Origin of the sequence: Arenibacter sp. S6351L, from assembly GCF_023016025.1 — a bacterium.
In the GTDB taxonomy this organism is placed as follows: domain Bacteria; phylum Bacteroidota; class Bacteroidia; order Flavobacteriales; family Flavobacteriaceae; genus Arenibacter; species Arenibacter algicola_B.
Map to the genome: position 1 here is coordinate 67,822 of NZ_JALKBB010000005.1, position 14,939 is coordinate 82,760.

The 14,939-nt window shown below is 42.0% G+C and carries 8 protein-coding genes and 1 pseudogene; all 9 read left to right on the forward strand.

Features of this window, described 5'->3' with window-relative positions; all coding sequences use genetic code 11:
• Entirely contained in the window at positions 1–1,671 is a 1,671-nt protein-coding gene (locus MWU82_RS05810; protein WP_247095598.1) for a RagB/SusD family nutrient uptake outer membrane protein, read from the forward strand.
• A gap of 13 nt (positions 1,672–1,684) precedes the next feature.
• Complete coding sequence (locus tag MWU82_RS05815; RefSeq protein ID WP_247095600.1) at positions 1,685–4,210, forward strand: alkaline phosphatase D family protein; 2,526 nt, start codon at positions 1,685–1,687, stop codon at positions 4,208–4,210.
• Between the two features lie 102 nt (positions 4,211–4,312).
• A complete protein-coding gene (locus MWU82_RS05820; protein ID WP_215947240.1) occupies positions 4,313–5,875 on the forward strand; it encodes an arylsulfatase in 1,563 nt (520 codons plus the stop codon).
• Positions 5,876–5,923: 48 nt separating this feature from the next.
• The gene (locus MWU82_RS05825; protein WP_247095602.1) at positions 5,924–7,450 is read left to right on the forward strand and encodes a sulfatase; all 1,527 of its coding nucleotides are present in this window, start codon (positions 5,924–5,926) and stop codon (positions 7,448–7,450) included.
• Positions 7,451–7,621: 171 nt separating this feature from the next.
• On the forward strand, positions 7,622–9,088 hold the full coding sequence (locus tag MWU82_RS05830) for a sulfatase (RefSeq protein WP_215947242.1): 1,467 nt from the start codon (positions 7,622–7,624) through the stop codon (positions 9,086–9,088).
• A 213-nt stretch (positions 9,089–9,301) separates the two neighbouring features.
• The gene (locus MWU82_RS05835; protein WP_247095604.1) at positions 9,302–11,218 is read left to right on the forward strand and encodes a right-handed parallel beta-helix repeat-containing protein; all 1,917 of its coding nucleotides are present in this window, start codon (positions 9,302–9,304) and stop codon (positions 11,216–11,218) included.
• A gap of 123 nt (positions 11,219–11,341) precedes the next feature.
• Positions 11,342–12,856, forward strand: a pseudogene (locus tag MWU82_RS05840) (sulfatase-like hydrolase/transferase); the annotation flags it as partial.
• Positions 12,857–13,015: 159 nt separating this feature from the next.
• Positions 13,016–13,363, forward strand: coding sequence for a PA14 domain-containing protein (locus MWU82_RS05845; RefSeq protein ID WP_281502403.1), 348 nt, complete (start codon positions 13,016–13,018; stop codon positions 13,361–13,363).
• A 39-nt stretch (positions 13,364–13,402) separates the two neighbouring features.
• Positions 13,403–14,872 (forward strand): sulfatase, encoded by a 1,470-nt coding sequence (locus MWU82_RS05850; protein WP_247095606.1) that lies wholly within the window; start codon positions 13,403–13,405, stop codon positions 14,870–14,872.
• The last annotated feature ends 67 nt before the right edge of the window (positions 14,873–14,939 follow it).

The following is a 14,939-nucleotide window of genomic DNA, read 5'->3' on the forward strand; positions in this document are numbered from 1 at the left end:
ATGATCAAAATATATAACAAACATTCATCTAAATCAAGGGTTCTGGGATTACTTCTTCTAGGAATTGTCTCCTTGGGAACAGTAATTTCCTGCGATAAGGAATTGGAACAATTTCCCAGTAACGCCTTTGCGGCCGATAATTTCTGGACTTCGGAGTCCAATGCCAACATTGCGCTGACAGGAGCCTACAGAGGGGCCGTGGAATATAGTACACAGGTTGTGCCTTCGGATTGGTGGACCTATTGTGGCATTGTGTTTATGGAATTTGCTACGGACAACGCCTATGATCGAAGAGGTGATAATTCCACCCAGAACCGATTGACAAATGGTACTTTGCTACCAAATAACAACGTTGTTAACGGATATTGGCAAGGGTCTTATAAGCGTATCGCCATTTGCAATGATTTCCTGGAAAATATTGAAAAAGTAGATATGGAACAGGCCAAGATTGATAGAATGAAGGCCGAAGTACAGTTTCTAAGGGCTACACAGTATTTTTATCTATCACAGTTTTGGGGTAGCGCTCCTTTAGTTACGGCTACTTTAACACCTGATGAGGCTAATAACGTGGATAAGGCCTCTAAAACGGAATTGGTGACATTTGTTGAGAATGAGCTTAAGGCTGCTGCAGCAGCACTTCCGGCATTCGGCGATTTAAAAGCAGGGGAAGCTGGTAGGGCCAGTAAACAGGCAGCATTGGCTTTTTTAGGGAGATTGTATCTCGGGGAGAAGAGATTTCCTGAAGCTTCTGTAGCATACAAACAGATTATAGATATGGGCGATAATATTATTGATCCAGATTATAGCTCACTTTTTATTCCTTCCAATGAAAATAGCAGTGAAAACATTTTTAGTTCCCAATATTTTGGTGGTCAGGCAGGTAATTCATTACCCCAGCACGCCTATCCGGCAGTTGCTTCGGGCTGGCATATCGTAAACCCTTTGGGTAGTCTTGCCGATGCCTATGGTTTTAATGATGGTACCCCTTTGTCCTATGATGACCCTAGATTTGACTATAACGACATGGGTGCAAACAGGGATCCAAGATTTAGGTACAATTTTATTTGGGATGGTGCTACGTTTGCTGGCAGGACCTATGATTGTAATCCGGATTCAACTGGTTCGGTAGATCAATTGACCTATTCCAAGCAGGCTACCAGGACAGGATATGGTTTAAGAAAATTCTTTGACGAGTCGTTCAGCGGTAACCTAAGGACCGATTATGGTGGCAATATTCCTATTATCAGGTATGCCGAAGTATTGTTGAGCTATTTGGAGGCCGAACTCGAAGCGGGTAATGCCATTACCCAACAATTGTTGGATGAAACTATCAATGCCGTTAGGGGTAGGGAGTCCGTAGGGTTGCCGGCTATTACGGAAACCAATGCGGATGCTCTTAGACCACTATTAAGAAACGAGCGAAGAATTGAGTTGGCTTTGGAAGGGCAACGTTTGTGGGATATCTTTAGATGGGGAATTGGAGATGAAGTGTTAGTGGGAGATTTCTGGGGTGCACCATTCCCAAACTCCACCTTATATCCAACCACATCAAAAAAAATAGATCCACAGTCTAGGTGGTATGTTACCACCAAGAATTTCCGGGAAGGTGTAGACGATGTATGGCCGATTCCAGAATCGGAAATCAATGTAAATCCTAAGTTAGGTAATTAATACTATTGCTAAAATGGTTATAAAGAGAAGAAATTTTATTCAAAAAGTAGGGTTGGCAATTCCAATAATTGCCAACCCTTTCTCCAATATATTCGCCCAAAGTGGTGTGTTGGATAATGAGCTAAAAAGTAGTTCTGGAAAATCCATTGCCTTTAATTTTGAAAATTTAAATGAGAGAGTTTGGATTGGAAAGGATTTTTGGAGTATTCCCATGGAAGATTGGGAAATTGGAAATAAAAGGCTGGAGTTTAAAGGGACTATGCGAAATGCCCGTCTTCATCTATTGACTTATGTGCTTAAAAAGGACATGGGAGATTTTCGCATTAAAAGTAGAATTGGGATTTTAAAAAATAATAATGACAAAGGGAGTGTCGGTTTTTCTACCGGAATAAAGGATGCTACCGATCCAAAGAGTGTAAAAGCGGCCTGTTATTTTGGTGAAGGATTATCTACAGGTATTTCCTTGGAAGGCAAATTGTTTGTGGCCGACAAAGAAGCTGAGCTTCCGGAAAATTTTGATTTTAGCGATTTTACTCTGGAATTGGGGGTGTCACCAAAAAATGGAGATTACGAATGTACCTTGATCGCTGTGGACAAGGATGATCGTAAAGCGGAATTGGCATATCGCCACGCCGGAGAGATCGAAGGCCTGGTGGCTTTGGAACAGAACATGAACGAAAAGGAGGGGAGTACCTTCTGGTCTCGGTCAATTGCCCTTGATGGCACAAAGGTTGAATATGTCCCCGATAACAGTTTTGGACCTATCCTATGGGCCATGTACACGCTTTCAAAAGGGAAGCTTAAATTAACGGCGCAACTACCTCCTGTAAGCAACAGAGATTCACAAAAGGTGGAGCTTCAATTTTTTAAGAAGGGTAAATGGGTCAAGGAAGAAAAAGGCGAAATTGATCCTGTATCCTACAGTACTATTTTTTCAATAGAAAATTGGGATTCAGCCCAAGATACACCTTATCGTTTGGTCTATTCCATAGACAAGGAAAAGCATTATTATAAAGGCGCTATAAGACAAGAGCCAAATGACCGGCCACTGCGATTTGGAGGTTTAACCTGTCAGGAATGGGCAGGATATCCATATCGTCCCTTGGTGGAGAATCTTGAAAAATCCAACCCGGATATGCTTTATTTTTCGGGGGATCAATTGTACGAGGGCAATGGAGGATATCCTATAAAAAGACAGCCAGAGGACAGCGCAATTCTAAACTATTTGGGAAAATGGTATATGTTTGGTTGGGCTTTTGGAAATATTATGCGCGACCGGCCTACAATTTGCACGCCCGATGACCACGATGTTTATCAAGGCAATCTTTGGGGAGAAGGAGGTGAAGGCATTTCATTTGAAGCTTGGGAAAAGGTAAGGGATGCCCATGGCGGACTTGTGCAGACACCCAATATGGTCAATGTGGTTTTTCGCACCCAATGTGGTCACCTTCCAGATCCATATGACCCATCACCTTTACCATCAGGGATTACCAATTGGTTTACCCAAATGGTTTACGGGAAGGTTAGTTTCGCTATTGTGAGTGATAGATTATTTAAATCCGGTCCAGAGATGCTTAGGAGTGGGGAAGGTAGGATAGATCATCTTACTGCCCCGGCCAAACCGGAAGAACTTGATTCAAATGACCTGGATTTCATTGGAAATCGACAAATGGAGTTTTTGAATGGCTGGATCGAAGATTGGCAGGGAGCGAATATGAAGGTGCTGTTAAGTCAGACTTTATTTTCCAATGTAGGTACCCATCATGGTCCCAAAAAGCAATTCTTATTTGGTGATTTGGACTCGGGAGGTTGGCCAAAATCGAAACGGGATGAGGTAATACGGACCATTAGAAAAGCTTCTGTTTTTCATATCAACGGAGATCAGCACCTGCCTTTTATGGTACAATATAGTGTTGATGAAGTACGGGATGGGGGCTGGACTTTCTGTACCCCGGCCATTTCAACGGGTTACCCAAGATGGGGACAGCCAGATTCGGTCAATGTACCTTTTACGGATAGACCAGCACATGGGTTGCCCAATACGGGTAGCTATCGAGATGGATTTGGGAACACTAATTATATCTATGCCGTTGGGAATCCGACAGATGATTTTGACCTAGAGAAAAACAGATATTTGAAAGCACAGAAAAAGGCATCTGGTTTTGGGATAATTACTTTTGATACCTCGGCTAGGACTATAAAAATGGAAGCAATTCGATTTTTGGCAGACCTTGATGTGGATTCCGAAGACAATACCTACCCGGGATGGCCATTGACCATTGACCAAGATGACAACGATGGCAGAAGGGCCTTGGGCTACCTGCCTAGATTACAGCTTAAGGAATCTAACCAAGTTGTTAGGATTATTAATGAAGAGACCAATGAAATGGTAAAATCGTTGAGGGTTAAAGGAAAGGAATTTGTGCCAAAAGTATACTCTTTGGCCAAATATACCTTGATCATAGGGGAAGGGCAAAATGAAAAAGTCATTAAATCGGTTGCAATAAGTACGGACCCAAAGGAGGTTATGAAGGTCTAGGGCAATTGAATAAAATATAAGTAAAGGTGCGAATCAAAAATATATGGGTTGTACCTTACTAGCTTATAAATCCAAAATCATTAAAATTAACTAAATAGAAAAATGAAGATTATTAAAAGGAATTTGTTCCATACCGCCATAATTGTGTTGCTTTTGGTGGGATGTAAATCCAAGGAAGAGAAAGTAGTCGCTACTGATGAAACTGCTAAAAAGCCCAATATTGTATTTATTTATATGGATGATCTTGGGTATGGCGATATGAGTGCCTATGGGGCAACGGAAATCAGTACCCCTAATATGGATGCATTGGCAACGGGCGGTGTACAATTTACCAATGGTTATGCCTCCTCAGCTACTTGTACGCCAAGTAGGTATGCCATATTAACAGGTAGGTATCCCTGGCGTAATAAAGATGCCAAAATATTGCCAGGAACAGCTCCTTTGATAATTGATACGGCACAAATAACAGTGCCCAAAATGTTGCAGGGGGAAGGTTATGCCACCGGTATTGTGGGTAAATGGCATTTGGGACTTGGTAGCGGAAATGTGAATTGGAATGAAAGGGTGTCACCTGGCCCCAATGAAGTTGGTTTTGATTATTCCTATATTCTTGCTGCAACCCAGGATAGGGTGCCAACGGTGTATATTGCCGACGGTCACGTAGACGGTTTGGATCCAAATGACCCCATTGAAGTTAGCTACGAGAAAAATTTTGAAGGGGAACCCACGGGATTGGACAATCCTGAACTGACTACTATGAAATGGCATCACGGTCATAACAACAGTATAGTGAATGGAGTTCCAAGAATTGGCTTTATGAAGGGTGGGGAGTCTGCTAAATGGAGCGATGTTGATATGGCGGACCATTTTCTGGCTAAAGCCCAACAGTATGTAAAAGAGCATAAAAACAAACCTTTCTTTTTGTACTATGCCTTGCAACAGCCACATGTACCCCGTACCCCGCACCCGCGTTTTGCCGGAAAATCTGGAATGGGTCCAAGAGGGGATGTTATTTTGGAGGCCGATTGGATGATAGGGGAGTTTATGAAAACCCTGGAAGATGAAGGAATCCTAGAGAATACACTAATCGTTTTCTCAAGTGATAATGGCCCAGTAGTCAACGATGGTTATTATGACGACTCCGAAGAAAAATTGGGCAATCATACCCCAGCAGGAATTTTAAGAGGAGGTAAATATAGTTTGTTCGATGCTGGTACCAGGGTTCCATTTATTACCTATTGGAAAGGTACAATAGCCCCAGGTAAATCTGATGCCTTGGTATGTCAGTTAGACTTGCTTACTTCAATGGCCGCTTTGGTTGGAAGTGATAAGACAGGTGAGGATAGCGAGAATCTTTTGGATGCATTTATGGGTAAATCCAAGGACGGAAGGGAAGAGTTGGTATTGGAAGCAACCTCCAGAACAGCCTTTAGAAAAGGTAATTGGGCTATGATTCCTCCATATAAAGGACCAGCGATAAACAAAATGGTGAACATTGAGTTGGGTAATGCTGAAGAATATCAATTATATAATCTGGAAAACGATCCAAGTCAAAAGGAAAATCTGGCTAAATCCAATCCTGAAAAACTTCAGGAATTAATTGCGGACTTTGAAAAAATCAGAGGCAATTCAAATGACGGAATCCAAGACTTGGAACTCAAATAAGGTGTGTTAATTACCCATAGCCAAGAAGAAAGAATTGAATCTTGATATATGAAAAAATCTGCCTTACATACCTTGTTGATCGGATGCTTTTTCCTGACTCTGGTAGCGAACGCTCAAAAAAGTAAGGAAAGGCCCAATATCCTGTTTTGCATTGCAGACGATGCATCCATGAAGAGTTTTGGAGCCTATGGGGATACTTTTATCCATACGCCTTCTATAGACAGCCTGGCCAAAGAAGGGGTTGTTTTTAATAATGCGTATAACGGCAATCCAAAATGTTCCCCGGCACGGGCCTGTATTCTTACAGGAAAATACAGTTGGCAACTCAAGGAGGCGGCGGATCACAATGGCCGTTTTCCTTCCGAGTTTAAGACCTATCCGCAATTATTGGCAAATGAGGGGTATAATGTAGGTTTTTCTGGTAAAGGATGGGGTCCCGGGGTGTATGATACTGCCGATAATCCGGCCGGACCGGAATACAACAGTATAAAAATAACACCCCCGTATGAGAATATAAGTAATATAGATTATGCCGCCAATTTTGGTGCATTTTTGAACGAAAAGGGAGAGGAAAAACCCTTCTGTTTTTGGTTGGGAGCCAAGGAGCCCCATAGGGCCTATGAACTGGATTCTTGGAAAAAGGCAGGGCGCGAATTGAAAGAAGCAGTTGTGCCCCCCTTTTATCCGGATAACGACATAGTTCGTGGAGACCTATTGGATTATGCCAATGAGGTGGAATGGTACGATACCCAAGTGGGTAGGGCCATACAAATATTGAGGGAAAAAGGTTTGTTGGAAAATACCATGATAGTGGTTACCTCAGATCATGGGATGCCATTCCCTAGGGTAAAAGGACAAATATACGAGGAAGGCTTTCACATTCCATTGATCTTTTATTGGAAGGGTAAAATCTACCCTGGTCGTACCGTCAACGATTTTGTGAGTTTTTCCGATTTGGCACCAACATTTATGGAAGTAGTGGGGGCTCTACCACATCGGCAAATGACTGGAGGAAGTCTTATAAAACAGTTACTCTCTCCAAAATCTGGACAAATAGACCCTTCCCGTGATCATGTATTATTGGGCAAGGAACGTCATGATGTTGGTCGGTCCAATGAGGACGGGACAGATTTGGCCTATCCCGTCCGTGCCATTCGGAATGATTCGTTACTCTACGTTCATAATATAAAACCAAAAAGATGGCCTGTTGGAAATCCCGAATACGGGTTTTTAAACTGCGATGGATCCCCAACCAAAACTTATCTTACAGATTTAAAACCTGGGGATAAGGAATACTTCTTTTTTGAGATGAATTTTGATAAAAGGCCGGAGCATGAGTTGTATAACATTCAAGAAGATCCACATTGTATCAATAATTTGGCCGATCTTCCCGAATATGCTGTGCAAATAAAAAAACTCCGCACTCAAATGGAAACAGAGCTTATAGCTCAGGGAGACCCACGAACCTTAGGTAATGGCGATATTTTTGATAATTATATCTACTACGGAAAGCGGTTGGATTATAAAACAGGGGAGCGTATATCTCCTTTGAATTATGTGAAGCAGGATGAATAATTTAGCACAGTTAAAGATATTGCTATGTCCCTATTCACACCAATGCTGCTGGTTCTCCCTGAATTAGGTCAGAACCTACTATTGCATAAGCCCAATGTGGTTTTGATTTACAACCGGATAGCGAGCGGAAGAAATTATGACTCTTGTTTATTCTATTTAAAACGATAATATATGAATTTTAGGCTAATTATTATATCCGCTTGTTTTGGTTTATTGTTGACGGGCTGTAATGAGAAAAAGGAAACACAGGCAGCTTCACAGAAGCAGGTAGAGAGGCCCAATATAATACTCTTTGTTGCTGATGACCATGGAACCGATGCCCTCGGGGCATACGGGAATAAGGTAATAAAAACCCCGAATCTGGATAAATTGGCCTCTGAAGGTGTACGTTTCAACAACGCCTATTGTACCACTGCCAGCTGTGCTGCCAGTAGATCGGTAATTCTTACCGGACTCTATGGCCATGCCACCGGTTCTTATGGTCATGTACACGACTATCATCATTTTAGCACCTATGACATCGTAAAATCCCTGCCCGTGCTGCTTGAAAAAGAAGGGTATACCACGGCTAGGATAGGAAAATATCACGTGGCTCCGGAATCCGTGTACCATTTTGAACAAGAGTTGAAGGCCGACCCTAGAAGTACCGTGGCCATGGCAGAAGAATGCAAAGATGTTTTGACATCCGACAAACCATTTTTTTTGTATTTCTGTACAGATGATCCGCATAGGGCAAATTCTACAGATCCCGAACAATGGGATGCCCCAAACAGTTTTGGGAACAAGTTGGAAGGCTATCCAGGGGTAGAGACTATTGTTTACGATCCGGCTGAGGTTGTGGTTCCGGATTTTTTGCCGGATACTAATGAAAGTAGGGAAGAAATTGCCCAGTACTACCAAAGTGTTTCCAGAATAGATCAGGGTTTTGGTAAGTTGATGCAGATGCTTCAGGAGTCGGGCAAGGCAGACAACACTATAGTTATTTATATATCTGATAATGGCATGGCATTTCCTGGTGCCAAAACCACCTTATATGAGCCAGGGATGAAACTGCCCTGTATTATTAAAGACCCTTTCTCCAAGTTGAAGAATACCACTTCGGATGCTATGATTTCTTGGGTAGACCTTACACCTACCATTTTGGACATGGCGCAAGTGGAAACAAAAGGATACTCGTTTCATGGGCGTTCTTTTAAAGAGGTATTGGATATTAAGGAACCTGAAGGCTGGGATGAAATATACGCCTCCCACACCTTTCATGAAATCACCATGTATTACCCCATGCGCGTGGTGCGGGACAAAAATTACAAGCTTATAAGGAACATAGCATGGCGGTCGGAATATCCCTTTGCATCGGACTTATGGGCGGCTTCTACATGGCAGGAGGTATATAGAAACAAAAAAGAGTATTTCGGTAAAAGAAAGGTACAAGATTATCTGTTTCGCCCTGAATTTGAATTATTCGATTTGGAAAAAGATCCCGATGAAATAGTGAACCTGGCCAACGACCCCAATTATAAGGAAGTAATGGATGAAATGATAAAAAAAATGAAAGCCTTTCAAATTAAAACCCGTGATCCCTGGCTAATTACTTGGGATCATGATAACTCTCTCCAGGGCACAGGGGTAAATTTATAGAGTAACAATAAGTTCAAATCGCAATTAATAACTATAAGCTTCTCACATGTAGTCTTAATCTTTTTACTAGAAGAACGGGCAAAGGCTTATGACTGTTTAACCTGAGCAAAAAGGCAATAATTAGATTGTTAGTTTAGCCATAGGGAACATTTCTGATAGTGCATTGTAAAAGAAACAGAAATTAAGGAGAAACAAAGGTTTTAAAATAAGGAAATGAGAAAATTTCAACTATTAAATAGAAGTCCAAAAAATTACAAAATTGTGATGCTACTTGTCATTTCCCTTTTGTGTGGGGCTGGTTTTTCACAATCGGAGGGGCTACTTTCGGAAAATGTAGTGTTCACAACTGAAATAGCCGAGGACGCTTCCCCAGCTGTTTTGGCCAGAATTCGTCAGGCAAAGGAATATCCCATCTCCGAAATTAAATTTGAAAAGGGAACCTATCATTTCTATCCGGACAAGGCCTTCGAAAAATTTACCCGTATTTCCAATCATGACGATGTGTTGGCGAAGACTGCCATGCCTATATTTGGGATGCAGGGCTTGACCATTAATGGCCAAGGTTCTACTTTTATCTTTCACGGGAGAATGATTCCATTTCTAATTGAGGATTCAAAAAATATTACCATTACGAATGTTACTGTCGACTGGGCAGTGCCTTTTCATAGTGAGGGACTAATAGTGGCCAATGATGTGAACAACAATTCCTTTGACATGGAGCTTTCAGAGGAGTATCCTTATGAGATTAGAAATGGTCAGTTGATTTTTGTCAAGGAGTATTACGAGCATAACTTGGGACAGTCCATTCTTTTTGATCCCGCCCGGAATGCCATCGCCTTTAATACCGAAGTTTATACACCAATATCCGCCACACGCAACTCTAGTGTTCAGCACAATCTTGATAAAATAAAATATAAGTATAAGACCGATCCCCGTTCCAAGGTGGAAAAAGTCCGTGGAAAAGAGGATAATTTAAGGGTAGAGGAAGTTAAGCCGGGTACTGTCCGTATTTTTAATCACAAACAGAAATTGCCCCCAGTGGGAATGGTGTTGGTCTGCAAGGGCGATCAGAGTCTTAACCGCCTAGCACCTGCCTTTCGGATTACAGGAACAGAAGGCTTTAATGCAAAAAATGTGAATGTCCACCATGCAGGAGGAATGGGGTTGATTGCAGAGAATTCATCAGACCTCATTTTGGACAGCTTTAATGTTACTCCTTCCCAGGGAAGAATGGTCTCTACCACAGCCGATGCTACCCATTTTGTTGGGTGTAGGGGCAAGGTAGAACTAAGGAATTGCACGTTTAACAATCAGTTGGACGATGCCACTAATGTCCATGGCACCTATCAGGAAGTGATGGATGTCATAGGTAAAAACAGCATCGGTGTCCGTATGGGACATGCCCAGCAACAAGGATTTACTATAGGACGTGCCAACGATACTATTGGACTGGTGAGATTGGCGACTTCCTTTTTTCCGTATGATTATCTTACCCTAAAAAGTACAGAATATATAAACGGTAGGTACCAGATAATAAGCTTTAACGAAGATCTGCCAGCGGGGCTAAAGGTTGGCGATTTAATTGAAAATGTAGAGGGCTATCCAGAACTATTGGTGCAAAATTGTAATATTAGCCGTAATCGAGCTAGGGGACTTCTTATTTCCAATCCAAAGAAAACAGTTATTGAAAATAATTATTTTAGTACAGAAATGGAAGCCATTCTTATTCCTGTGGAAAGCAGTCATTGGTTTGAATCTGGTAATGCTGCCAACCTTATTATTAGGAATAATACTTTTCAGGACAATCAGCACAGCGGATTTAATAGGGGGGTAATTCGTTTTGTTACCGATGATGAAAATCACAATATAGCATTCAAAAATATTGAAATGACGAATAACCAGTTTCATCAATTCGACAATCTTATTTTGGAGATTTCGAATGTTGATGGATTGTTGTTTCAAGGGAATACGATAACCAATTCTGGCAGCTTCCCCATACTGTACCCCGATAATCCCGCCATTACGGTAAAAGCATCAAAAAATATCGTGTTCAAGAAAAACAAATATATGGGCAAGGCGAAACAAATACTATTGAAAGACGAATTGCTTCGCAACCTTAAATTTAAATAACAACCAAATAATTTATAGACAATGTTTTACTTTAAAATAAGAAATCGCTACTCATTACCAATTGTTGTTTTAATGATAATGGGATTAGGCGGGAAAATAGCTTATGCCCAAGAGGCAGGGGCTATGGCCAATGATCAAAAACCAAACATTATATTTATCCTTACCGATGATTTGGGATATGGCGATGTGGGGGTATTTTTTCAAAATCAAAGACAGAAGATCAACGACCGCAGTGAACCTTGGGTCTTGACGCCCAATCTGGATAAAATGGCTTCTGAGGGCGCATTAATGCCCCATCACTATTCAGCTGCACCGGTTTGTGCCCCTTCTAGGGCTTCCTTATTGTCCGGTTTAAGTCAAGGACATGCCAATGTTAGGAATAATCAGTTCGACAAGGCCTTGGCGGATAACCACACCATGGGCAACGTACTTCAGAAATTGGGCTATACTACTGCCGCCATTGGAAAATGGGGTCTAATGGGTTCCAATAAATGATCCGAAGATGGAGATAGTTGGCCTGCTCATCCCATAGATCGTGGGTTCGACTACTATTACGGCTATATGCGGCATAGGGATGGACACGAGCATTATCCCAAGGAAGGTCTTTATAGGGGAGCAAAGGAAGTCTATGAAAATAAAACAGAAGTAAGTAAGGATCTGGACAAGTGTTATACCGGAGACCTATGGACCGCCGTGGCCAAAAAATGGATTGTAGAACAAACAAAAGGTAATGGGGGAAAACAACCCTTCTTTATGTATTTGGCCTTTGATACTCCACATGCCGTTTTAGAACTGCCCACCCAGGCCTATCCCGATGGGGGAGGATTAAATGGTGGGTTGCAATGGACAGGGAAGCCTGGTCAAATGATCAACACGGCTTCGGGAACCATAGATTCCTGGGTACATCCAGATTATAGCGACGCTACCTATGATCATGACAACAATGAAACTACGCCAGAAGTGGCCTGGCCCAATGTCTATAAGCGATATGCCACGACTACCCGGAGAATCGATGATCAGGTAGGTGATATTTTAAAGCTATTATCCGATTTAAATATCGATCAAAACACCTTGGTGGTATTTAGTTCTGACAATGGGCCCTCCATTGAATCATACCTGGACAATGAGCCCTATAAGGCCAATTTTTTTAACAGTTTTGGTCCGTTTGATGGAATTAAAAGGGATGTCCTGGAAGGGGGAGAGCGACTGCCCACTATTGCCAAATGGCCGGCACGGATCAAGGCTGGGCACGTGGTTGAATCGCCTTCAGTATCCTATGACTGGTTGCCGACCTTTACTGCTGCAGCGGGTACTCCTGCACCTGTAAATACTAACGGAGTTTCCTTGCTACCGTCCTTGACGGGAAAAGGGGACCAACAACAGAGTCTTATCTATGTGGAATATACCCAAGGTAACCATACACCAAATTATGACGAATTTGCACCCAATAATCGCGGTAGACTGAGGAAGGAAATGCAGATGATGCGAATCGGGGACCTGGTCGGACTCCGATATGATATTAAAAATGCCGATGATGATTTTGAAATATACAATGTTATCAACGATACACAACAGGCTAATAATTTAGCGGGTAATGGCAATATGAGAGAGTTACAGCAAACTTTTAAAGAAAGAGTACTGCAGGTGCGTATGCCAGATACTACCGCCCAAAGGCCATATGACAATGCCCCTATTGCTGCAAGTTCTGGGGAAGGACTGATCAACGGACTTAGTTGGAAAGCCTACCAAAATTCGGCTCCTTGGTTGCCGCAATTAAATTTGTTGCCGGCTACTGCAATGGGTAAAGTTACATCCCTTGATCCAGCAGGAATAAAGTTGAATAAAGGGGAGTTGTTACTTTTTGAGGGATACATTAATATTCCTGTGAATGGAGAATATACTTTCTCCATGAAGTCCGAAACTAAAGGTTTTTTAAAAATTCATGGGGCAAGTGTTATTGATGCGGATTATGGATATGAAGCTGGCACAATAAGAGAAGGGAGCATTACCCTTAAAGCAGGTTATCACCCTATTAAGATTTACTGTGGTAGAAATTCTAAGAGTCCCAACACTCCGGAATTAAGCTGGGAAGGTCCAACTTTTTCGAGAACCAAAGTCCCTGAAAATGCATATTTCACCAAGTAAAAAAAATATAGGCAATAAATAACCTAAAACTCATTTCCTATGAAAAATAGATTGGCATTGTTCTCTCTAATGTTGTTTGCCTTTTCCATGGTAGCACAAGAGCGTCCCAATATTATTTGGCTTATGGCAGAAGACATGAGTTTGGATCTGGAATGCTATGGTATGAAAGGAGTGAAAACGCCCAACCTAAATAGAATGGCCGAGGAGGGTGTGCGATTTGATAATTGCTTTGTTACCAATCCCATCTGTTCACCAAGTCGGTCGGCGATGCTCACCGGTACACACCAGTTAAAGATCAATGCCCACAACCATCGAAGCAATCGAGATGTACCCCTTAATGAAAATTATAAACCTTTTACCTTTTGGTTACGCAAAGCGGGATATACCACTATCCTTGGCCATCACGGGGTTATGGGTAAAGGGCGTAAAATAGATGCCAATTTTAAGCACGAAGCTTTAGGGCCTTGGGACGGAAAGACCCAATTTGGAATTTTTGATAAATACGATGAGTTTGAGAAAAAGGATGAGCCATTTTTTGCCCAGATTCAGTTAGTGGCAAGCCATAGGGGCGATTGGTGGAACAAAGTTAGGGAGGAATCCAAGCACCCTGTAGACCCCAAGGAGGTGGAATTGCCCGCTTTTATGGCTGATGACCCTATAATTAGACTGGATTGGGCCAAATACCTGGATCAGATAGAATACCTGGACAACGAAGTGGGCATGATCTTTAAGGAATTGGAGGAAAAGGATATGGCGGATAACACCGTGGTTATTTTTATAGGGGATAATGGCCGTTGTAATATCCGTGGAAAGGGGTATCTACACGATCCGGGGCTGCATATTCCCTTTATTGTGTATTATCCCAAGGGGATAGAAGGAGGCCAAATCCGAAAAGATGTGGTAAGCGCGACTGATATTACCGCCACCGTATTGGATTTTGCACAGGTGAAGGTTCCAAATTATATGACCGGAAAGCCCGTGTTTGATAAGAAATTTGATAGGGACTATGTATACGCTGCAAGAGACCTTTGGGACGAAGTGGAGGAAAAGTCAAGGGCGCTTACTTCGGGCAATTGGAAATACATTAGAAATGACAGACCCGAAATTCCCTTCGATGCACATCAGGCCTACTTGGAGTTTTATCGGCCAGCAGTCCATGTTATGCGCCGGTTAAAGGAGGAAGGCAAACTAAGTGAGCACGAAAGTATTTTCTTTGAACCGCATAAACAGCCCGAAGAATTATATAATTTAGTGGAGGACCCACAGGAATTGAACAATCTTGTGGATAAGCCTGAGTATGCCAAAATATTAAAAGATCTTAGAAAAAAGACCGTGCAATACGATAAAAAAATGAAGCCGGTAAGCAATATCTATCACCCTGTACGTGCCAATGCCGTAGATTTATTGGAATGGGTTAAAAAGGATAGACCTGAACTGTACCAGCAAATGGTGGATGGTGTTGAAATAGGTTTTCAGACCCTTTCCAAGGAATATAAGGGTGTGAAATAGGCGAACGGGCGCAAGGTTTTAGGAAAGCGCAGGTTTCAACTTAGGGCCTAAAATCTACAAGCTTTTA

Bases quoted from the DNA above. Each gene is read 5' to 3' on its own strand.
- MWU82_RS05830 (WP_215947242.1), top strand. From the start codon at position 7,622: ATGAATTTTAGGCTAATTATTATATCCGCTTGTTTTGGTTTATTGTTG.
- MWU82_RS05810 (WP_247095598.1), top strand. From the start codon at position 1: ATGATCAAAATATATAACAAACATTCATCTAAATCAAGGGTTCTGGGA.
- MWU82_RS05815 (WP_247095600.1), top strand. From the start codon at position 1,685: ATGGTTATAAAGAGAAGAAATTTTATTCAAAAAGTAGGGTTGGCAATT.
- MWU82_RS05850 (WP_247095606.1), top strand. From the start codon at position 13,403: ATGAAAAATAGATTGGCATTGTTCTCTCTAATGTTGTTTGCCTTTTCC.
- MWU82_RS05825 (WP_247095602.1), top strand. From the start codon at position 5,924: ATGAAAAAATCTGCCTTACATACCTTGTTGATCGGATGCTTTTTCCTG.
- MWU82_RS05835 (WP_247095604.1), top strand. From the start codon at position 9,302: ATGAGAAAATTTCAACTATTAAATAGAAGTCCAAAAAATTACAAAATT.
- MWU82_RS05820 (WP_215947240.1), top strand. From the start codon at position 4,313: ATGAAGATTATTAAAAGGAATTTGTTCCATACCGCCATAATTGTGTTG.
- MWU82_RS05845 (WP_281502403.1), top strand. From the start codon at position 13,016: ATGGGTAAAGTTACATCCCTTGATCCAGCAGGAATAAAGTTGAATAAA.